The 20,137-nt window shown below is 71.0% G+C and carries 21 protein-coding genes; 8 read left to right on the top strand and 13 right to left on the bottom strand.

What is annotated here, in order from left to right:
- Window positions 1–57 precede the first annotated feature (57 nt).
- Window positions 58–663, top strand: coding sequence for a hypothetical protein (locus tag BLV39_RS22865; RefSeq protein ID WP_090796424.1), 606 nt, complete (start codon window positions 58–60; stop codon window positions 661–663).
- The gene (locus tag BLV39_RS22860; protein ID WP_090796421.1) at window positions 660–2,063 is read left to right on the top strand and encodes a DUF2252 domain-containing protein; all 1,404 of its coding nucleotides are present in this window, start codon (window positions 660–662) and stop codon (window positions 2,061–2,063) included. Before BLV39_RS22865 ends, BLV39_RS22860 begins: the two co-directional genes overlap by 4 nt.
- On the opposite strand, the gene BLV39_RS22855 is transcribed toward BLV39_RS22860, so the two are convergent.
- Together BLV39_RS22855 and BLV39_RS22850 are read right to left on the bottom strand one after the other, a co-directional pair.
- Window positions 2,029–2,586, bottom strand: a complete 558-nt coding sequence (locus BLV39_RS22855; RefSeq protein WP_090796417.1) for a hypothetical protein — start codon at window positions 2,584–2,586, stop codon at window positions 2,029–2,031. The two genes, BLV39_RS22860 and BLV39_RS22855, sit on opposite strands and share 35 nt — an antisense overlap.
- A 69-nt stretch (window positions 2,587–2,655) precedes the next feature.
- Window positions 2,656–4,083, bottom strand: a complete 1,428-nt coding sequence (locus BLV39_RS22850) for an Nramp family divalent metal transporter (protein ID WP_090796412.1) — start codon at window positions 4,081–4,083, stop codon at window positions 2,656–2,658.
- A gap of 134 nt (window positions 4,084–4,217) precedes the next feature.
- On the opposite strand from BLV39_RS22850, the gene BLV39_RS22845 reads away from it, so the two are divergent.
- A complete protein-coding gene (locus BLV39_RS22845; RefSeq protein ID WP_090796408.1) occupies window positions 4,218–5,414 on the top strand; it encodes a hypothetical protein in 1,197 nt (398 codons plus the stop codon).
- A 45-nt stretch (window positions 5,415–5,459) separates the two neighbouring features.
- Here the strand turns inward: BLV39_RS22845 and BLV39_RS22840 are convergent, their stop codons facing one another.
- From BLV39_RS22840 to BLV39_RS22805, 8 genes are all read right to left on the bottom strand, one after another.
- Window positions 5,460–5,729, bottom strand: coding sequence for a UBP-type zinc finger domain-containing protein (locus BLV39_RS22840; protein ID WP_373315372.1), 270 nt, complete (start codon window positions 5,727–5,729; stop codon window positions 5,460–5,462).
- Window positions 5,729–7,309, bottom strand: coding sequence for a Na+/H+ antiporter (locus BLV39_RS22835; RefSeq protein ID WP_090796404.1), 1,581 nt, complete (start codon window positions 7,307–7,309; stop codon window positions 5,729–5,731). Before BLV39_RS22835 ends, BLV39_RS22840 begins: the two co-directional genes overlap by 1 nt.
- A 38-nt stretch (window positions 7,310–7,347) precedes the next feature.
- Entirely contained in the window at window positions 7,348–8,304 is a 957-nt protein-coding gene (locus BLV39_RS22830) for a TIGR03885 family FMN-dependent LLM class oxidoreductase (RefSeq protein ID WP_090796400.1), read from the bottom strand.
- Window positions 8,305–8,442: 138 nt separating this feature from the next.
- The gene (locus BLV39_RS22825; protein WP_090796396.1) at window positions 8,443–9,729 is read right to left on the bottom strand and encodes an MFS transporter; all 1,287 of its coding nucleotides are present in this window, start codon (window positions 9,727–9,729) and stop codon (window positions 8,443–8,445) included.
- Window positions 9,726–10,313 (bottom strand): winged helix-turn-helix domain-containing protein, encoded by a 588-nt coding sequence (locus tag BLV39_RS22820; protein WP_090796393.1) that lies wholly within the window; start codon window positions 10,311–10,313, stop codon window positions 9,726–9,728. Before BLV39_RS22820 ends, BLV39_RS22825 begins: the two co-directional genes overlap by 4 nt.
- A 64-nt stretch (window positions 10,314–10,377) precedes the next feature.
- Window positions 10,378–10,653, bottom strand: a complete 276-nt coding sequence (locus BLV39_RS22815) for a DUF6343 family protein (RefSeq protein WP_090796389.1) — start codon at window positions 10,651–10,653, stop codon at window positions 10,378–10,380.
- A 30-nt stretch (window positions 10,654–10,683) separates the two neighbouring features.
- Window positions 10,684–11,934 carry a PQQ-dependent sugar dehydrogenase gene (locus BLV39_RS43115; protein ID WP_090796383.1) on the bottom strand — a complete coding sequence of 417 codons (1,251 nt, stop codon included), beginning with the start codon at window positions 11,932–11,934 and terminating at the stop codon, window positions 10,684–10,686.
- Window positions 11,935–11,968: 34 nt separating this feature from the next.
- Window positions 11,969–12,478, bottom strand: coding sequence for a DUF1707 SHOCT-like domain-containing protein (locus BLV39_RS22805; RefSeq protein ID WP_090796380.1), 510 nt, complete (start codon window positions 12,476–12,478; stop codon window positions 11,969–11,971).
- A gap of 199 nt (window positions 12,479–12,677) precedes the next feature.
- Here BLV39_RS22805 and BLV39_RS22800 point away from each other — a divergent pair, with 199 nt between their 5' ends.
- A complete protein-coding gene (locus tag BLV39_RS22800) occupies window positions 12,678–13,892 on the top strand; it encodes a sensor histidine kinase (RefSeq protein WP_090796374.1) in 1,215 nt (404 codons plus the stop codon).
- A complete protein-coding gene (locus tag BLV39_RS22795; RefSeq protein ID WP_090796370.1) occupies window positions 13,889–14,557 on the top strand; it encodes a response regulator transcription factor in 669 nt (222 codons plus the stop codon). Before BLV39_RS22800 ends, BLV39_RS22795 begins: the two co-directional genes overlap by 4 nt.
- On the opposite strand, the gene BLV39_RS22790 is transcribed toward BLV39_RS22795, so the two are convergent.
- The gene (locus BLV39_RS22790) at window positions 14,554–15,279 is read right to left on the bottom strand and encodes an EcsC family protein (protein ID WP_090796366.1); all 726 of its coding nucleotides are present in this window, start codon (window positions 15,277–15,279) and stop codon (window positions 14,554–14,556) included. The genes BLV39_RS22795 and BLV39_RS22790 overlap by 4 nt on opposite strands.
- Window positions 15,280–15,492: 213 nt before the next feature.
- On the opposite strand from BLV39_RS22790, the gene BLV39_RS22785 reads away from it, so the two are divergent.
- Window positions 15,493–16,350 (top strand): carbohydrate-binding protein, encoded by an 858-nt coding sequence (locus tag BLV39_RS22785; protein WP_090796362.1) that lies wholly within the window; start codon window positions 15,493–15,495, stop codon window positions 16,348–16,350.
- A 1-nt stretch (window position 16,351) separates the two neighbouring features.
- On the opposite strand, the gene BLV39_RS22780 is transcribed toward BLV39_RS22785, so the two are convergent.
- Window positions 16,352–17,431: a hypothetical protein gene (locus BLV39_RS22780; protein WP_090796358.1), complete on the bottom strand. Its 1,080-nt coding sequence runs from the start codon at window positions 17,429–17,431 to the stop codon at window positions 16,352–16,354.
- Between the two features lie 414 nt (window positions 17,432–17,845).
- On the opposite strand from BLV39_RS22780, the gene BLV39_RS22775 reads away from it, so the two are divergent.
- Both BLV39_RS22775 and BLV39_RS22770 read left to right on the top strand, forming a co-directional pair.
- Complete coding sequence (locus BLV39_RS22775; protein WP_090796354.1) at window positions 17,846–18,763, top strand: proteasome assembly chaperone family protein; 918 nt, start codon at window positions 17,846–17,848, stop codon at window positions 18,761–18,763.
- A 5-nt stretch (window positions 18,764–18,768) separates the two neighbouring features.
- A complete protein-coding gene (locus tag BLV39_RS22770; protein WP_090796351.1) occupies window positions 18,769–19,539 on the top strand; it encodes an exodeoxyribonuclease III in 771 nt (256 codons plus the stop codon).
- Here the strand turns inward: BLV39_RS22770 and BLV39_RS22765 are convergent.
- Window positions 19,536–20,135, bottom strand: coding sequence for a class F sortase (locus BLV39_RS22765; RefSeq protein ID WP_090796346.1), 600 nt, complete (start codon window positions 20,133–20,135; stop codon window positions 19,536–19,538). The two genes, BLV39_RS22770 and BLV39_RS22765, sit on opposite strands and share 4 nt — an antisense overlap.
- Between the last annotated feature and the right edge of the window lie 2 nt (window positions 20,136–20,137).

The following is a 20,137-nucleotide window of genomic DNA, read 5'->3' as shown; positions in this document are numbered from 1 at the left end:
CGACTCGTCGTAGGTTTGAAGGTGAGTGTCCCCCTCGTCCCGGCAAGGAGGCTCGTGATGTTCGTCCAGATCATCCAGGGTCACGTGCGCGACCCAGGGCAGCTGAAAGCCGCTATGGACCAGTGGATCCGGGACCTGTCGCCCGGCGCGGAGGGGTGGATCAACTCGACGGGCGGGGTGACCGACGACGGCGAGTTCATCGGCCTCGCCTGCTTCACCGACATCCACTCGGCCCAGCGCAACAGCGAACGGCCCGAGCAGGACCAGTGGTGGCAGCGCACGTCGAAGCTGTTCGACGGCGAGGTCCAGTTCCACGACGCCGACGACGCCGTCGCCGAACGGCCCGGCGACCCGAACCAGGCCGGGTTCGTGCAGATCCTCCAGGGCCAGGGCAGCGACCGCGACCGCGCGCTGACGCTGCTGCTCGGTGACTCGGAGGAGTGGGCCCAGTTCCGGCCCGACGTGCTCGGCACCACCGCCTGCTCGTACGGCGACGGCGAGTACACGATGGCCGTCTACTTCACCGACGAACCGGCCGCCCGCGCGGGTGAGCGCAAGCCGCTCCCGCCGAAGCTGGCCGAGGAAGCCGCCGAGTTGGCGAAACTCCAGGTCCACAAGACCAGGTACTTCGACCTGCACACGCCGTGGATCGAGGAGCCGTGAGCGCCGCCGGCAACGGTCACGCCCACCCTGGGCGAGCCGAACGGATCGCCGCCGGCCGTGCGGTCCGCAACGAGGTGCCGCTCGACGCGCACGCCGCGACCGGGGTCGAGGCCGGCCGTGATCCGATCGCGCTGCTGATGGGCCAGGCCGAGTCGCGCGTACCGGAGCTCGTCCCGGTCCGGCACGCGCGGATGGCGGTCTCGCCGTTCACCTACTTCCGCGGCGCCGCGCTGCCGATGGCCGCGGACCTCGCCGAGGCACCGCGCTCAGACCTGGAGGTGCAGCTCTGCGGTGACGCCCACCTGTCGAACTTCGGGGCGTTCGCGTCACCCGAGCGGCGGCTGGTCTTCGACTGCAACGACTTCGACGAGACGCTGCCGGGCCCGTTCGAGTGGGACGTCAAGCGCCTGGCGGCCAGCCTCGCGGTAGCGGCGCGGGACAACGGCTTCAAGCGCAAGGCCCGCAAGGAGATCGTCCGGTCCGGGGTCGAGGCGTACCGGAAGAACATCCGGACCTTCGCCGAACAGGGTGTCCTGGCGGTCTGGTACGCGCACCTCGACGTCGAGTCGACCATCGGGCGGTTCCGCGAGCAGATCCGGCCGAAGGCGTACAGCGAGGCGACCTCGGTGTTGGCCAAGGCGCGGGGCAAGGACAGCCGGCAGGCGCTGACGAAGCTGACCACAGTGGTCGACGGGCGCCGGCGGATCATCAGCCAGCCGCCGACCATCGTCCCGATCGAAGAGGTGTTCAGCGGGCTCGAGGTCGACATCGTCTACGAGCTGCTCGGTAGCGTGGTCCAGTCGTACCAGCGCAGCCTGCCGACCGACCGCCGGCACCTGCTGGGCGAGTTCGAGCTGGTGCAGGTGGCCCGCAAGGTCGTCGGCGTCGGCAGCGTCGGCACCCGGGCCTGGATCGTGCTGCTGGAGACCAGCGACGGAGAGCCGCTGTTCCTCCAGGCCAAGGAGGCACAGAAGTCGGTGCTCGCGCGGTACGCCGGTGCGAGCCGGTTCCGCAACCAGGGTGAGCGGGTGGTCGCGGGCCAGCACCTGATGCAGGCCCTCAGCGACATCTTCCTGGGCTGGACCCGGGTCAAGGCCCCGGACGGCGCGACCCGGGACTTCTACGTCCGCCAGCTACGCGACTGGAAGTTCTCCGCGCCGATCGAGCGGATGCGCCCCGAGGGCCTGGCGCTGTACGCCCGCATGTGCGGCTGGACGCTGGCCCGGGCACACGCCCGGTCGGGCGACCCGGTCGCGATCGGCGCCTACCTGGGCGGCTCCGACCGCTTCGACAAGGCGATCGTGGAGTACGCGGAGGACTACGCGGACCAGAACGAACTGGACTACGTAGCCTTCCGCGACCATGTCAAGGACCAACTGGTCGGGGTGAGCCCGAACTGACCGGTTCCTTGCGGGCTAGCGGCGACAGTCCGGCGAGGATCACGACGGAGGCGAACGGCAGCAGGTCGAGGTTGACGACGATCAGCATGAAGCCGAACAGCATGACCAGCGGGGTCCAGATCGGCACCCGGCGGGCTGCCACGAGCTGACCCAACAGCGTCAGCATGCCGACCTGGAACAGCGCCGGCAGGGCCGCCATGGCCCACTCGGGCAGCCCGGTCGGGATCGCCGGCACCAGGTCGGTGAGCGTCACCCACAGGAACGAGGCGGCACCGATCAGCGCGGCGACCAACGCGCCGTCGCGCAGGTGGCGCTGCCAGCGCTCGGGCACCGGCACGATCCGGTGGAGGCTGACCGCGAGCACGGCGAACAGCACGAACGCGAAGAAGAACGCGGTGTGGCCGATGTCCCACGCGATCCCGTTGCCGCGGTCGCCGTCGAGCCCGTCGACGTACCGGTTGATCCCGTAGATCAGCATGAGCAACGGCGCCGCGAGGGCGGTGAGCCTGGTCGTGGTGGTCATGACCGAAGACTTCCAAGCTCGCCGCCCTAGACGACATCGGGAAACTCCCCCTGGCCTCCCGTAGGGATTTCACCCCAGCCAGTCGAGCAGCTTGGCTCCCTGTTCCTTGATGGTCAGCACGGAGAAGACGCCGAAGAGCAGGACGCCCCAGATCAGGGCGATGACGCGGATGCCGCGCGGGCGCACGCGTTCCGGCAGGAACTTGCGGTTGACCAGCAGGAGCAGTCCTGAGTAGAGGAACATCATCAGGCCGCCGACGCAGGCGGAGATGACCAGCAGGACCAGTGGCTGGTCGAAGCCGCCGACCAGGACCAGGACGCCGATCAGGACCAGGCCCCAGACCAGCGCGAAGTAGATCCGGCTCTCGGAGACGCGGCGCAGGTAGCTGACCTTGAGCACGTCCGCGGCCAGCCGGCTGGTGTAGTCGACGATGCCCATCGCCGCGGCGAACAGGGAGATCGCGCCGATGGCCCAGAACAGGACGCCGAACCACTCGCCGACGAGCTCCTTGAGCCGCTCCCCCTCGACCTCCAGGAAGCCGACGCCGTTGGCCAGCCCGGGCACGCCGAAGACGGTCGAGTACGACAGCAGCGACATCAGCGTGATGGTCACGATGGTGATCAGCACGAAGGTGTAGAGCTGCTCCTTGTTGGCCAGCTTCCACCACTGCTTCCAGCGGGCCAGGTTGGCGTCGTTGTCCTCGAAGACGAAGCCGGTCGAGTCGGGCGCGGCCTCCTCCTTGCCGGTGATCGGGCTGACCAGACGCGGCACGTACGCGCCCATGCCGAAGCCCTTGTCCCGGATCCAGTTGCTCTGCACGAGGTTCTGGCCGCCGCCGGCGCCGGCGAAGACCAGCGCGGAGAGCATCAGCGCGAAGCCGAGCTCGGTCGGGAACTCGGGGCGGACCACGTCGTGCCCGAGCGACGACCAGGCGTCGCTGGTGACCGCGAAGATCACCGCGATCACGATGAAGAGGATGACCAGGCCGACCTTGAGGAACTCGACCCGCTCCAGGACGGTGTAGATCACCGGCGCCAGGGTCAGCGTCACGCCGATCACGGCGAGCATGCCGATCGCGATCCAGCGCGGCTCACCGCCGAAGATGTAGGTCAGCATCGTCGCGGAGCTCGTCGCCCAGCCGGGCCAGAGGTTGGCGAAGTAGGTCAGGATCGCGAACACCAGACCCCAGTGCCGCCAGGTACGCGAGAAGCCGGTCAACGCGGTCTCGCCGGTCGCCAGCGTGTAGCGCTCGATCTCCATGTTGAGGAACCACTGGGTGATCAGGCCGACCGCGGCCGCCCACAGGAAGACCAGACCGACCTGCGAGGCGATGTACGGGAACAGGATGAACTCGCCGGAGGCCAGCCCGACGCCTGCGGCGATCACCCCCGGCCCGATGATCCGCCAGTGTGATCGTGGAGCTTCGGGCAGATCACGGACCTTGACCTCGTGTCGTACGTGACGGCTGCGGAAACGATCGGCGGCGGTCTGGGTCATGGAAGCCTCCCGGGGCAGAGTGCCGGCCCTCCTTCCCCATATTGACAGGCATCAAACCCGTAGAGTCCTCATCGTCCGGACTGTCCTTTATGTTACGAATAGGAGAGACCGGCTCGCTTAACGAGGAGGCCCAGGTGCGCAGACGATCACTGTGGAGCGTCGTCGCGCTCGCGGCGGCCTCGCTGGCGGGCTGGTACGCCGTCACCGTCGGCGGCACCGACGCGAGCGCCGACCCCGCACCGGAGAAGGTCAGGGACGCGCCGATCTTCCCGGGCCGGATGCCGCCGCTCGGCGTGAAGCTGCCCGCCTCGGAGGCGTCCGGGCTGATCGCGAGCAAGACCTACCCGGGCATGTACTACTGGCTCCGCGACGGCGGGTCCAGCAAGCCCGGCAAGCCGCGCGACGCGATCTGGGGCATGCGGATCTCGGCGGGCGGGATGCCGGAGGCGGTGCGCGGCGACGAGTTGTTCCCGTCGTACCCGGTCACGGGCGCGAAGAACGAGGACTGGGAGGACCTGACCGTCGACGACGCCGGTGCGCTGTGGATCGGTCAGTTGGGCGCCAACAACTGCAAGGACCAGCAGCGGCTGCTGCGGGTGGCCGAGCCGGCACCGGGCGGTTCCGGGCCGTTGGAGGTGGTCGCCTCGTACACCCTGCGGTTCCCGGACAACACGAAGCCGGGCTGCAGCACGTACAACTCGGAGGCGTTGCTCTGGCTGGACGGGCACTTCTACGTGTTCGCGAAGACCAGCGGCACGCCGGTCTACCGCGTGGACCTGCCGTCCGGGACCTCGGGCGAGGCGCGGCTGACCCGGATCGGCCGTTTCGGCCGCGACGTCGACAACATCTCGGCGGCGAGCATCTCCGACGACCGCACCCGGATGATGGTGCAGGACCACGAGCGGCTCTGGGTCTTCACCACGGACCCGGGCCGGACCGGCGACGACTTCATGAAGGACGCGACCAGCCACAAGGCGAGCGGCACGGCCCGCTTCGAGGCCTCGGGCGGCGCCTCGGTCGAGGGCGGCACGTTCGTCCGCGGCACCCACGACATCGCGTTCGTGGCCGAGGACGGCAACCTCTACTACGCCCGGCCACAGACCTACGGCGAACCCGCCTGGACGCCGCCTCCGACCGTCCCACCGGTGCCTACGAACCCGCCGGTTCCGACCGTCCCACCGATTCCGACCAACCCGCCGATCCCGACGATCCCGCCGGTGCCGACGGTCCCGCCGACCCTGCCACCGGTCCCGACCGACGGCCCGACCTGGTACGACCCATGGTTCGACGACCTACCCGATCTCCCCACCGACCCGGGCGAGGCCGGCTAGTGAAAATCCGAAGGGGTGTCGCGATGCGACACCCCTTCTCACTCGTCAGCCAAGCGTTTCGTGGACGAAGCACCATTTCCAGTTTTCGCCGGGCTGGAAGGACTTGATGACCGGGTGGCCGGTTTCCTTGAAGTGGGCCGTGGCGTGCCGGTTCGGCGAGGAGTCGCAGCAGCCGATGTGGCCGCAGGACTCGCAGAGGCGCAGGTGCACCCAGTCGTGCTCGCCCGCGGCCAGGCAGTCCTGACAGCCCTCGGTGGTCTGCGGCTCCGGTGATTCGGCCAGCGTGATGTCGTCGCAGGTCATTCGTGCCCCCATTAGTCCTCTTCGCGGCGAGTGAGCAGAGATTCCTCGAGATCCAGGTCGCGGTAGGCGCGGTTGAGCACCTCTTCCGGGATGCGGCCCTCGTCACGGGCCGTCCGGAACACCTCGCGCTCGGCGTCGATCATCTCTTGCCGAAGTCGACCGTACGCCGCTGACGGGGTCTCCCGCCCGTCCCCGCCCAGGCGTTCCCACGCGGTGTTGGTGCGGTCGACCACCTGTTGCCGCAACCGGGTGACCACCGACTGGGGCGCGCCTTCGGAGCTGGCCTCCAGCCGCTCCTTGGCGGCCCGGGCGGCGGCCTGCTGCACCGCGGCCTCGGCCAGGAAGTCCTTCGTCGGGTCCTCCGGCGGCAGCCCGAGCTTGCGCGAGAAGGTCGGCAGGGTCAGGCCGAAGACCAGCAGCGTGAAGAGGATCACCGCGAACGCGATGAAGATGAACACGTCGCGCGGATAGAGGGCCTCGCCCTCGCCGGTGCCGACGCTGGGCAACGCCAGGGCGGCGGCCAGCGTGACCACGCCGCGCATGCCGGCCCAGCCGATGATCACCGGGTGCTGCCAGGTGAAACTGCCCTCGCGGCCGCGTACCCGGGCCGACATCCGGGGGATCCAGCCGCCGGGCAGCACCCAGATGTAGCGGGTCAGGATCAGCGTCCCGATGACCGCGAACGTCGCGCCGATCACGGTGCCCCAGGGTGTGCTGATGTCGTCGATGACGGTGCGCAACTGGAGGCCGACCAGCAGGAAGACCAGGCCTTCGAGCAGGAAGCGGACCAGCCGCCAGAACGCGTCCATCTGCAGCCGCGAGCCGGCCGCCATCAGGGTCGGCATGCGGTGGCCGAGCGCGAGGCCGGTGACCACCACCGCGACGACGCCGGAGGCGTGGATGGCCTCGGACGGCAGCACGACGGCCCACGGGGTGAGCAGCGAGAGCGCGTTGTCGAGCAGCGGGTCCTTGATCCGCTTGTGCAGAAAGCCGAAGATCACCGCGCCGGCGATGCCGATCGCGATGCCGCCGCCCGCCGAGATCAGGATCTGCTCGCCGACCGCGCCGAAGCCGACCGCGCCACCGGTCGCGGCGGCGGTGGCGACCCGGAGCAGCACCAGCGCGGTGGCGTCGTTGATCAGGCTCTCGCCCTCGAGGATCGTCACGACCCGGCGGGGCAGGCCGATCCGCCGCGCGATGGCGGTCGCCGAGACCGCGTCCGGCGGGGCCACCACCGCGCCGAGCGCCACGCAGATCGCGAACGGCGCCTGCGGCAGGATCAGGTGCACCACGAAGCCGACCGCCAGCGCGGTGAACACCACGAGCCCGATGCCGAGCAGCAGGATCGGCCGCAGGTTGAATCGGAACGCCGGCACCGAGGTCTGCAGCGCGGCCACGTAGAGCAGTGGTGGCAGGACGCCGATCAGCACGAACTCGGGCTCGAGGTGGAAGGTCGGGAAGCCGGGCAGGAACGACAGTGCGAGGCCGAGAATCATCAGGACGATCGGTGAGAGAAACCCGATCTTGCGGGCGAGCGCCGCACCGAAGACGGCGACCGCCAGCAGGATGACGATCTCGTTCAGGCCTTCCATGCGCGGAATGCTATGTGGGTGCGGTGGGCCGCGACCAGTCAGTCCAGTTGCGGCAGGACCTTCGCACCGAACGCGTCGATGAAGGCGGCTTGCTCCTGACCCACGTGATGCAGATAGATCCGGTCAAAACCGATCTCCGCGTACGAGCGCAGCCGGGCCGCGTGCCAGCCGAGGTCGGCGGAGATGTCCACGGTCTTGGCCACCCGTTCCCTGGGCACGTCCTTCGAGACGGCGTCGAAGTGGTCGGTGAGCTCGAGGTCCCAGCAGACCGGCGGCGGGAAGACGTTGGACCGCCACTGCTCGTACGCGATCGCCTCCGCCTCCTCGTCACTGCCGGCCCAGCTCAGGTGCGCCTGAAGGCAGACCGGCCCACGCCCGCCGGCGTCGCGGTAGGCGGCGACCATCCGGCGCAGGTGCTCGTGCGGCGCGTTGACGGTGATCAACCCGTCGGCCCACTCGGCACACCATTCCGCGGTCTCGACGCTGACCGCGGCGCCGACGAGAGCCGGCGGTTCCGTCGGCCGGGTCCACAGCCGCGCCCGGTCGACGGTGACCAGCCCGTCGTGGCTGACCTCCTCGCCGGCCAGCAGGGCCCGGATCACGTCGACGCACTCCCGCAGCCGGGCGGCCCGCAGGTCCTTGCGCGGCCAGCCACCACCGGTGATGTGCTCGTTGCTGGCCTCGCCGGTGCCGAGCGCGGCCCAGAACCGCCCCGGGTACATCGCCGCCAACGTCCCGATCGCCTGCGCGACGATCGCCGGGTGGTAACGCTGACCCGGCGCGTTGACCACCCCGAACTGGAGGTCGGTGGCCTGCAACGCGGCACCCAGCCACGACCAGGCGAAGCCGGACTCCCCTTGGCGGGCGCTCCAGGGCGAGAAGTGGTCGGAGGACATCGCGGCGCCGAACCCGGCCTCCTGGGCCGCTACCGCGGCGTCGAGAAGTGCGCGGGGATGGACCTGCTCGTGCGAGGCGTGCCAGCCATAGACCGTCATGCGGTCGATAACTACCCGCTGGCACGCCTTGCTACACGAGCCCGGTCCCTCGGCGTCGCGCGGTCAGGGCGAGCGCGGCCAAGGTGGCCAAGGCGCGGTCAGGCCGCAGTGGCCGCGCCGATGATGGGTTCGGGGGACCTACAACGCGGGCGTCGGCTCGCGGAGCGGAGTTGGTGCGGGGTCGGTGACGCGGATCCGGGCCACCACGAGGGCGGCGGCGGCAAGCGCTACCCCCGCCGCGCCGAACGCGAAGGCCGCACCCCGGGCGGTGGCGAGCGCGCCGAAGCAGACGGACCCGACCGCTCCCGCGGCCTGCAAGGCCAGCGACTGCACCGAGATCACTGTCGCGCGTTCGGTGGAGGCCACCCGGGCGTGCAGCAGCGCGGCCTGCGGTGCCGCGGTCACGCCGAGCCCGACGAACAGCAGCAGGTAGGCCGCCGCGACGACCGGCACGCCGATCGTCGCCTCGTGCAGGGCCGGCCCGGCGAGCGCGACCCCGACCAGGGCCGCCGCGCCGAGTGCGATGCCCGCGACACCGGCCCGCACCGCCGAGCCGAGGCGGCGCTGCGCCCACGGGCCGAGCAGGCTGCCCACCGCGTTCGCGCCGAACCCGGCCGCCGCGACCACCGCGTAGGTGGACGCGCCCCGCTCCGGGTCGCCGACCAGCCCGGCCAGCCAGCCCGGGGTGAGCAGCTCGATCGCGGACAGCGCCACCCCGACCCCCGCGGCGGCCAGCAGCAGCCGGGCCAGCACCCCGTCGCGCAGGCCGAGCCGGAGCCCGGCGGCGACGGTCGCCGGCACCCCGCGCAACACGGCACCGAACGAGGTCCGCGGCCGCGGCGGCTCCGGCATGCCGAACACCGTGACCAGCAGCCGGAGCAGCTCGACCAGGGCGGCGATCGCCACCGGGACGGCCAGCGCGGGCAGCCAGAAGACCGCGCCGACCGCCAGTGGCAGCGCGCCTCCGACGAGGGTGCCGATGCCGAGCCCGACCGACGACGAGGCTTCGCCCCGGGCCAGGCCGCGGGTCAGCGACGCGTCCGGCCCCTCGGCCGCGTGCATCGTGTCGACGAACCAGGCCTCGTCGGGTCCGCTGGACAGCGCCCGCGCGATGCCGCGCAGCACGGCCGAGGCGGCGAACAGCCAGAAAACGTCGGCGACCGCGAGCAGGGCCAGGCCGGCGAAGCTGGCCACGGCCGAGGCGGCCAGCACCGTGCGCCGCCCGATCACGTCGGCGAGCCCGCCCGTCGGCAGCTCGAGCGCCGCCGTCGTCAGCGAGAAGATCAGCACGACCGTGCCGATGGCGGCGACGCTCATGCCGCGCTCCAGCATCAGCAGGACCTTGGTCGCCAGGTAGAGCCCGGTGGGCAGCCAGAACAGGAAGACCAGCAGCGCGTAGCGCCGCTCGGCACCGCGGCCGGTCATGACTCGTCCGCCACGTCGGACCAGCCCGGCGGGTCGATCCGCGGGAAGCCGCCGAAGTGCAGCAGCACCGGCCTGGCGTCCGGGTCGTCGGCGTCGGCCGCGACGTGCGCGTCGATCAGCTCGAGGATCTCCCGCTCCAGCTCGAGCAGGGACCGCGCCGACAGCCTGGCCCGCAGGTCGCTCATCCCGGCGGCGGCCACCCACTCCGGCGGCAGGTCGGCCTCCGCCACCTCGTAGGCCGAGACCCCACGTTGGAGCGCGGCGAGCTGGTGCCGGCGCATGAGCGACACCGCGGCGCGACCCTCGGCGGTCTTCGCCAGCTCAGCGGTGTCCCACGAGGTGGTCGGGTGGCTGGCCTGCCAGCGCCGCTCGCGGCCGTCGCGCTGCTCGGCCTCTTCGACGAACCCGTGCCGGGCCAGCTTGCGCAGGTGATAGCTGGTGGTGCCGGTGTCGGTGTCGAAGCGCCGGGCCAGCTCGGTCGCCGTGGCCGGCCCGTCGGCCCGCAACGCACCCAACATCCGCACCCGCAGCGGGTGCGTAACCGCCTTCAGCTCATCGACCTCGGTGATGATGCGATCCGCCATGCGACGGACCGTACCAATCACAGAGATAATTCTGCAAACAAAATTCTGTGATCGCGGGCGTCTCTTACTCGAAGAGCGAGTGGTGCACCCCCGGCTCCGCCCGGTGGCGCGCCCGGCGGCGGCGCTGGATGATGATCAGGTCGACGGCCGCGGTCAGCACGACCACGCCGCAGAGCACGGACAGCACCAGCAGGTCGGCCCGGGCCGCGAGCCAGGTCAGCACGGCGAAGACGACCAGACCGAAGACAGCGAGGGCCAGACGCAGGTTCAACGCGGAGTACGGATGCCCGACGGTGCCCCGCGCCCCGCGCGGCTGACCTCCGGGACGGTTTCCGGTCATACGGGACGCCTACCCGTCCCCCCGACCCGGCTAACCCGGCGGCGGGGTAAAGCGGAACACGTTGCCGCCGAAGTCGTCGCTGACCAGCAGCGAACCGTCGGCGAGGAGGGCGACGTCGACCGGCCTGGCCCACGGCGACTCGGCACCGAGGAAGCCGGTGGCCAGGTCGTGCTGGTCGCCGGGGCGGCCGTCGACCCACGGGAAGTTGATGACCTTGTAGCCGGTCGGCTTGCTGCGGTTCCAGGAGCCGTGCAAGGCGATCACCGCGCCCAGGTCCGGCACGAAGGTCAGGCCGAGCGGCGCCGAGTGTGCCTGGATGCCCACGTCGACCGGGGTCGCGGCCTCGCAGTCGGCCGCCGCGCCGTCCCGGTTGAGCTCGTAGTCGCGCTGGAACGGCATGTTGCGCAGCCCGCCAGACGGATCCGGGTTGCAGAACGGCCAGCCGTAGAAGCCACCCTGCTTGACCCTGATGAACTCCTCGGGCGGGTGGTTGTCGACGTACGCGGTGTCCTTGCTGCCCGTCGCCGGGTCGATGATGTTGTCGCGGTTGTTGACCACGACCCAGAGGTCGTGCGTGCCCGGCGCGATCGCCAACCCCTCGGCGTTGCGCAACCCCTTTGCCACCAACGCTTTCCCGGAGTTGTGGCCGGCGGCGTCCCAGCGGTAGACCGAGCCGCGGATCGGGTCGCTGACAGTGTCGGAGGCGCACGCGTTGCAGGTCGACGCGATCGAGACGTAGAGGGTGTCGCCGTCCAACGCGATGTTCTTGAGCACGTGCCCGTACTTGCCGCCGAGCTCCGGCAGGCTCTCGTCAGGCAGCCCGTCGACCACCACCTCGGCGGCACCGGCCGTGGCGGCGCCGGCCGTGTAGGGATAGCGGACCACCCGGTCGACCGCGGCCACGTAGATCCACTGCCGCCCGCCGACGGTGGCGAGCACCATGTCGTGCGGGCGGTCGAGGCCGGACAGGAAGGTGGCCGGTTCGCCTCCGCCGGCCGGGACGCGCATCACCTGGCCCGCGTCGGGCCGGGAGACGAGCACGGCGCCGTCCGGCAGGGCGAGCAGGAAGCGGGCCTTGGGCACGCGCGCGTACACGGCCGCGGTCCAGCCCTTGGGCAGGTTGACCGTGTGGTCGGTGCCGGCGATCGGCACCGGGGCCAGGCCCGTGCCTGGCGACACGTTGCCGGTCGGCGCGACCTCGGGCGGCGCCGGATCTTTGGCGCAGCCGGCCACCAGAGTGGCCAGTAGTGCCAGCAGGGCTAGAGGTCCGGCCGGGCGCATAGGTGCAACCTACCCGGCCGGACCCAGAGCTCCATCAATGGCCGTAGCGACCGTGCCCGTACCAGTCGCGTCGCCCCCGCCAGTCGCCGCGACCCTGCACGTCGCCCCGCGAGTACCAGTCGCCACGGTTGGAGCGCGAGTAGTACGCGCGCCTCCCCCAACTGGCCCAGTGCAGGAAGAACAGCAGGACGATCAACGGGAAGATCGGGAAGAACAGCGCACCGTTGGCGATCCACAGCGCGGCGAAGAGCACCCCGATGGCGGTCAGGATGCCCGCCCGGCGGCGCACGAACATCCGCATCTCGGCCTTCGCCTGGTCCTGCGCCTCGGGCGAGCGCGCGAGGGCCGCGCGGCCACCGTCGGGCAGGTCCGCGGTCAGCGGGCCGAGTTCGTCGCGGTACGTCGCTGCGTACGCCGCGGCCAGCCGCTTCTCGCCCTCGTCGAGGTTGAGCCGCCCCTCGGTCATGGCGGCACGCAGGATGGTCGCGATCTGTTCGCGTTCGGCGTCCGAGGCTCGAAGCCGCGGGCCTGTTGGCGTGGTCATGGCTCCCTCCGCTCATGTCGACCTTCTACAAGACTGCTCCTTTCCGCGACCGATTGCCTGCGGCCTGTGACGTCTATTCCGCTACTACGCAGGGAGTAGACGGGTGTGGCGCATGTGGCGTCCATACTCCCCACGCGGTATGCCGGGCCGGTCTCCCGGCGGATGACCCGGGTGTGCGGTGTGCCCTAGCGTCGGTGCCATGCACGCGCCGCAGGACGCCTGGCCTCGCGCGCCCTGGGCACGGCCCGGGAGCGAGCGACGGTATGGGCGGCACGGCACCGGCCTGGCCACGCTGGTGTCCCTGGTGCAGGTGATCGGCGCCCAGGCGGCGGCGCGCGAGGTGCACGCCGAGCTCGGCTATCCCCGGGCGGCGCTGCTGCTCGTCGCCTCGGTCGCGCTGGCCTGGCGGCGCCAAGCACCGTTGCCGGTGCTCGCGGTCGTGCTCACCGCCACCCTGGGGTACGCGTTCTCCGGCCACCCTTACGGCCCGTTCTTCCTGGCCGCCACGGCCGCCTACTTCGCCGCCGTCGCGCAGGGCCGCCGGGTGCCGGCGCTGGTGCTGTCGGCCACTGCCGTGACCGCGTACATCGCCTGCGGCTGGTGGTTCCTCGGTGCCCTCGACGTGCTGGACTCATCGGCCGTGACGCCCCGGCACGCCGTGGTGGCCGGTGCCTGGCTCGTCGCGGTGCTCGCGGCCGGCGAGTTCAGCCGGGGACACCGCGCCCAGCGCGCCGCGCTCGCCCGGATGCGCGCCGAACAGCGGCGGATACAGGAAGAACAGGAGCGGCGGCAGGCCAGCGAGGAGCGGCTGCGGATCGCCCGCGAGCTGCACGACGTGCTCGGCCACCACCTGTCCCTGATCAACGTGCAGGCCGGGGTCGGGCTCCACCTGATCGACCAGCGGCCCGAACAGGCCCGGGAGGCGCTCACAGTGATCAAGTCGGCGAGCGCGGAAGCGCTGCGCGAGGTCCGCTCGGTGCTGGCCGCCCTGCGGCCGGCCGAGGAGGCGGCGCCGCGGACACCGGCACCGGGACTGGACCGGCTGGACGAGCTGACCTCGGGCGCGGGCTTCCCGGTCGAGACGACCGTGACCGGGGCGGCCCGGCCGCTGCCGGCCGAGGTCGACCGGGCCGCGTTCCGGATCGTGCAGGAGGCGCTGACCAACGTGCGCCGGCATGCCGGACCGGCGGCGTCGGCGACAGTGTCGGTGGCGTACGAGCCGGGCCAGGTCACGGTGAGCGTCTCCGACGACGGTCCGCCGCCCGGTCCGGCGGGTGAGGGCGGCAACGGGATCGCCGGGATGCGGGCCAGGGCGATCGCCCTGGGCGGCACGCTCACCGCCGGCCCGGACCCCGGCGGCAGCGGTTGGCGGGTCGAGGCGGTCCTGCCTGACAGTGGACAATCCGACCGATGATCAGCGTGCTGCTGGCCGACGACCAGGCGCTCGTACGCGCCGGCTTCCGTGCCCTGCTCGACGCGGAGGCCGACATCACCGTGGTCGCCGAGGCCGGCGACGGCCTGGCGGCGGTGCGGGCGGCGGCGACCAGCCGGCCCGACGTGGTGCTGATGGACATCCGGATGCCCGGCGTCGACGGGTTGGAGGCCACCCGGCGGATCACCACCGACCCGGCGCTGTCGGCCACCCGGATCGTCATCCTGACCACGTTCGAGCTCGACGAGTACCTGTTCGAGGCGCTCCGGGTCGGCGCCTCCGGCTTCCTGGTCAAGGACACCGAGCCGGTCGAGCTGATCCGCGGCGTGCGCGCGGTGGCGGCCGGCGACGCACTGCTCTCCCCTGGCGTCACCCGGCGGCTGATCGCCGAGTTCGCATCGCGGGACCGCCGGGCGGTGCCGCCGCTGCCGCCACCGAACCAGCTCACCGACCGGGAGCGCGAGGTGGTCGCGCTGGTCGGTGCGGGCCTGTCCAACGACGAGATCGCGGCGCACCTGGTGGTCAGCCCGGCCACCGCGAAGACCCACGTCAGCCGGGCGATGGTCAAACTGTCCGCCCGCGACCGCGCGCAGTTGGTCGTCTACGCATACGAAGCCGGCCTCGTCCGGCCATCATGGACGGACTAGGGCTGGCGCGGTCCAGGTAGCTGCGGCGGGGTCGACCAGTACGCGGCGCGCGGGCGGTAGAGCTCGCGGGTCCGTTGGGCCAGGTCGGTGGTGGCCGAGGAGTTGGCCCACGTGCCGAGGATGATCGCCGCGCCCGGCACGATCTTCGCGAAGATCCGCTTGGCTGCCCGGATGCCGGCCATCTGGGCCAGCTTGACGCCGAGCTTGGCCAGCACCCGGTGCATGGGTGCGCCGCTGCCGCGCAGCAGCGTGCCCGCCCGCTCCCGGCCGGCCGCGACGCCCAGGGCCAACCGGGCCGTCTCGGCGACCTTGTGGACCTTCTGCAGCACCAGCAGGTCGGTGGCCCGCTCGGGTTCGCGCGGGTCGACGCCGTAGGCCGCCGCCACGTGCAGCACCATCCGGGCCTGGTTCCAGGCGAGCACGCCGACGTCGAGCACGGCGCCCGCGATGCCGGTCGCGCCCGAGACGGCGCCGGAGAGCCGGGCCAGGTTGACGAACCGCCGGACGGCGAGGTCGGCCAGCGCGTCCGGCGGGATGCCGGGCCGCTGCGCGCGCGTGCGCTCCTGCCACTGGTGCGCCTCGGGGCCGAGCCGGCGCACCGCCTCCAACGCGAGGTGCTCCGGCGCGTACTGCGGATCGGCCTTCATCCTCTCCCACAGGCCGGCCGGTGGCGCGGTGGCGGCGTCGACGTCGGGAGCGGGCTCCGCTGCCGACGTCGGCATGGGGGGCGGGGTGTCGGCACCCGTCTCTGGGTGGGTCACTGCGTCCTCCGGGGGGATTCGGGAAGGCACTCTTTGTACCCCAACCGCACCACCGTCACGCCCAGGCTCGACCGGGCGGTGGAGTCGGATACCCGTTCCGTGCTTCACCGACCGGGGCGAAGTGCGGTAGCGTGCCGGCCTGACTGACCGTGATCAAGAACCGTGAGGGCGCGCATGTCCACGGCCGGCGAGGAACCCGGCGAGCTGCGGATCGGCGGCTGGCTGCCACCGGCGGAGCTGTCCGCCGACGCTGACGACAACCAGGTCACCCAGGTGATTCCGGCGGTGACGGCGCAACCGCGGAGTGGATCCGTGATCGGCGACGACGGTGGGACACCGTTCTCCGGCATTCGCCGACCGGGCCGGCGCGCGATGCTCGCCGTCGTGGCCTCGCTCACCACGATCGCGGTGGCGGCCGGCGTACCCCTGCTGATCTCGGCCATGGACCAGCCCGATCCGCCCAACCAGCTCGTGCTGCCAGCGCCGACGGCTTCGGCCGGGCCCGACGTCACGCCGAGCGAGGTGCCGACCGTCCGGCCGACCAAACCACCGGCCAGCCGGGGCGCGGTCCGGCCGCCGGCGCACGCACCGACGTCACCGGCCAAGTCGACCAAGGAGCCGACCCGGCAGGAGGTCGTCGGCCGGCCGACGACCCAGGTGCTCGAGGCCGAGGCCGCCGATCTCGACGGCTGGGCCAGGACGCGGCAGGTCGACTCCGCCTCCGGCGGCCGGGTGGTCACCGGGGTCGGCTACCGCCGCGGCGAGCTGACCTTCAGCGGCGTGAACGCGCCGCGGGCCGGGCAGTACGACCTGGTCATCTACTACGTGGCCGACGACAGCCGGCGGGCCTCGATCGAGGTCAACGGCCAGTCCGTCGGTCGTTTCGACTTCCCGTCGACGGGTAGTTGGGACACGGTGAAAACGATGACGGTCCGGCTGCCACTGGCAGCCGGACCGAACACCGTCGAACTTTCCAACTCGGATGGATGGGCGCCGGACTTCGACCGGATCGCCCTCACCACCACAAGCTGACTTACTGCATCAGCGCGTCCACCACGGCGGTGGCGCGGTACTCGTGCTGGGCGTAGGCGTCCGGGAACGCCGAGACCTGCACGGTCTGCGCCGCGGCCGACAGCGGCATGTTCTTCCAGTTCGGCACCTGCTCGAGCGCGTCGAGGAAGGCACCCGCCGAGTACGACGGGGTCATCAGGTCCTTGACCGCGCCCCAGCCGGACGTCGAACGCTGCTGGAACAGACCGACCGAGTCGTGGTCGGAGCCGCTGCCCTCGTGGTGGTAGTTCTCTGACTCCGGCACCGCGGTGCTGGCCAGGTTGAGCAGCTGGCTCTCCTGCATGGCCGTCGCGACCGCGATGACCGCGCCCCGCTCGCCCATGCCACGCTTCTCGGCGGCCTTGACGATCTGCAGAGCGTTGTTCATCTGGGTCTGGCTCAGGCCCATGACCGGCTTCGGCTGCACCGGCCGCACGGACTTGGCGGAGTCGGCCTTCTTGGCCGCCTTCTGCTCAGCCCGCTTCTCGGCCTTGTGCTCGGCCTTCGGACGCTCGACCGACGGGGTCGGCTTGTCGGCGCCCTTGCTGCCGCCACCACCATGGCCACGCTCCTCGCCGTGCCCACCCGAGGTGGGAGGCGCGGTCGGGAACTGGCTGATCTCGGCCTTCTTGGCCGACTCAACCGCGGCCACCGCGGCGGTGGTGCTCCTGGTGTCGTCGGTGTGGTTCTGGGTGGCAGCGGCCACGCCGCCGGCAGTGGCCACGCCGACCGCGGCCAGCATGCCGCCGGCAATCGCGATCCGCGCGGGGCCGCGCTCGCCGAGGACACTGCGCATCTTGTCGTACGCGGGCATGGCGGTCATGCGGTCGCGAGAAGCGGTCCACATGCCGGCGGCACGCTCGGCGTACGGGTTGGCCTTGATCGAGTCGGCCGTCCGGTTCAACCGGTTCCGGGTCGTGTTGCTCATCTGCGAGGTCCGGAAGACCAGTCGCTCCTGAAGGCGGCGGGCCCCGGTCGGCCGTTCGGTCGAGGTGGTTTCGGGGGAACGGTCCGCGGGGGTAGCGGCGCCGTTCTCGGGCTCGAGGGTGTGGTCGTCACGCATTGGACGAGGCTAGGCAGGCCGAGAGCCGATTACCCACTGTTATTTAGTGGCAGTTGCCACAAAAGCCGAATACCTAATCGGTCAGTCGATATCGGGCGCTCACGGTATGCACATAGCCTCGCGTAACCGGCACTTCGGAAAATAGCCAAATACCAGCACTGGTCGGAGGTTCCGCCCTATTTTGACTCTACGTACGGTGACCATCGGCCAGGTCCTCCGAACGGCCGGCGGACACCCTCCCTGGGTATCCCCGGGACCCTTCGCTGAGGGGTCAGTTGACTACTCTGCGTATAGAAATGGCCGACAAACCGGGGGTCAGGCCCGCCTTACGTCAGCCGCCGGTGGAATGCAGGAAGATGGACGCGTGGTTGCCCATACCGGTAACCCACCACAACTCAGGGAGGTAGGACCGCGGTGCTCGATCCGCACGCGCTCTACGAGCTTTCCGGCGACCTGCCCGACATGGGCGAGCCGGTGCTGATCCAGACGCTGTCCGGCTTCGTCGACGCCGGCAACGCCACCCGGCTCGCCCGCGAACATCTCCTGGCCACGAGCGAAAGCCGCGTCGTCGCGACCTTCGACGTCGACCAGCTGCTCGACTACCGGTCCCGGCGCCCCCCGATGGTCTTCATGGAGGACCACTGGGAGGAGTACGCCGATCCGGTGCTCGAGCTCCGCATGCTCCGCGATGACGCCGGCACTGCTTATCTCATGCTTGGTGGCCACGAGCCCGATCTGCACTGGGAACGGTTCACCAAGGCCGTGATGAGCCTGATCGACCGGTTCCGGGTCGGCGTGACCATCGGGCTCAACTCGATCCCGATGGCCGTGCCGCACACCCGCCCGGCCGGCGTCACCGCGCACGCCACCCGGCGCGACCTGATCAGCGGCTACGAGCCCTGGCTCCAGCGCGTACAGGTGCCGGGCAGCGCCGGCCACCTGCTGGAGTTCCGACTCGGGCAGTCCGGGCGCGACGCGATCGGCTTCGCCGCACACGTGCCGCACTACGTCTCGCAGGCCGAATACCCGGCAGCGGCGGAAGTGCTGCTCTCCTCTGTCTCCCGCACCACCGGCCTCCTGCTGCCCACCGAGGGCCTGCGCACGGCGGCCGACGCGGTCCGGGTCGACATCGACCGCCAGGTGGAGGAGACCAACGACGCGGCGGGCGTGGTCCAGGCGCTGGAAGAGCAGTACGACGCCTTCAACCGGGGCCGGGCCACCAACATGCTCGGCCCGCAGACCGGTCCCCTGCCCACCGCTGACGAGCTCGGAGCCGAGCTGGAGCGCTTCCTGGCCTCCCAGCCCCGCCCGGGCGACAACCCGGGAGCCTAGGACAGATGCGCATCGCCACCTGGAACGTCAACTCGGTCAAGGCTCGCGAGCCCCGGCTGCTGGCCTGGCTCGACGAGAAGAAGCCCGACGTGGTCTGTCTCCAGGAGGTGAAGTCGACCACCGAGCTGTTCCCCGCCGAACAGGTCGGTGAGCTGGGTTACACCGCCGCCACGCACGTCGACGGTCGCTGGAACGGGGTCGCTCTTTTGTCCCGGGTCGGCATCGACGACGTCGTGCGCGGTTTCCCCGGTGAGCCCGGGTTCCCGGACCCGGAGACCCGGGCGATCTCGGCGACGTGCGGCGGCGTACGCATCTGGTCGATCTACGTGCCGAACGGCCGCACTCCGGACGATCCGCACTACGAGTACAAGCTGACCTGGCTGGCGGCGCTGCGTGACGCGGTCGCCGCCGACCTGGCCGGCCACACCGACCTGGCGGTCTGCGGCGACTTCAACGTGGCCCCGACCGACGCCGACGTCTGGGACCCGGCGGTCTTCGTCAACTCGACCCACGTGACGGCACCGGAGCGGGCGGCACTGTCGGCGCTGCTCGACACCGGCCTGCGTGACGTGGTGCCCACCCCGATGAAGGGCCCGTTCCCCTTCACCTACTGGGACTACCGGGCCGGGATGTTCCACCAGAACAAAGGCATGCGGATCGACCTCGTGTACGCGACCCCGACGGTGGCCGACCGGGTCTCCTCGGCCGTGGTCGACCGCGAGGCCCGCAAGGGCAAGGGCCCTTCGGACCACGCGCCGATCATCGTCGACTTCTAGTCCTCGTTCTTCGCTTCCACCAGTGAGGCGAAGACGATGATGTTGTCGACGTAGCCGATGCTGCCGCCCTTGAACTCGCCGCCACAGGTGATCAGGCGTAGCGCCGGGCGGGTGAAGTCGCCGTAGATCCGGTCGATCGGCTGGTCGGACTTCTTGAACTTCTCCACCGAGTTGACCTCGAAGATCGCCACCGAGTCGTCGCGCCGCTCGACCTCGATGCGCGCGCCCGGCTTGACCTTGGACAGGTCGTGGAAGATCGACGGCCCGTCGCGGGTGTCGGCGTGCCCGACCAGCACCGCCGGGCCATATTGTCCCGGCGTCGGGCTGTTCTCGAACCAGCCCGCCTGGTTGTGCTTCTCCAGCGCGGGCACCTCGATGGAGCCGTCGTCGGCCAGACCCACGTCGTGCACCGGCGCGTCGAGCTTCAACGACGGAATGCGCAGCTCGACCGGCCGGCTCGGCTCCAGCACCGGGAACGCGCCTGGCGGCGGCACGTCGTCGGGCCCGAACGCGCCTTTCTGCACGACAGCGGAGAAGGTCGCGATGGCCCCGACGGCGATCAACACCACCGCGAGCGGTCCGGACAGCTTGGCCATGT

The organism is Asanoa ishikariensis (assembly GCF_900107455.1).
Lineage (GTDB): Bacteria > Actinomycetota > Actinomycetes > Mycobacteriales > Micromonosporaceae > Asanoa > Asanoa ishikariensis.
The sequence above is the reverse complement of the archived record's forward strand: the minus strand, read 5'-3'. Positions and strand labels throughout refer to the sequence as shown.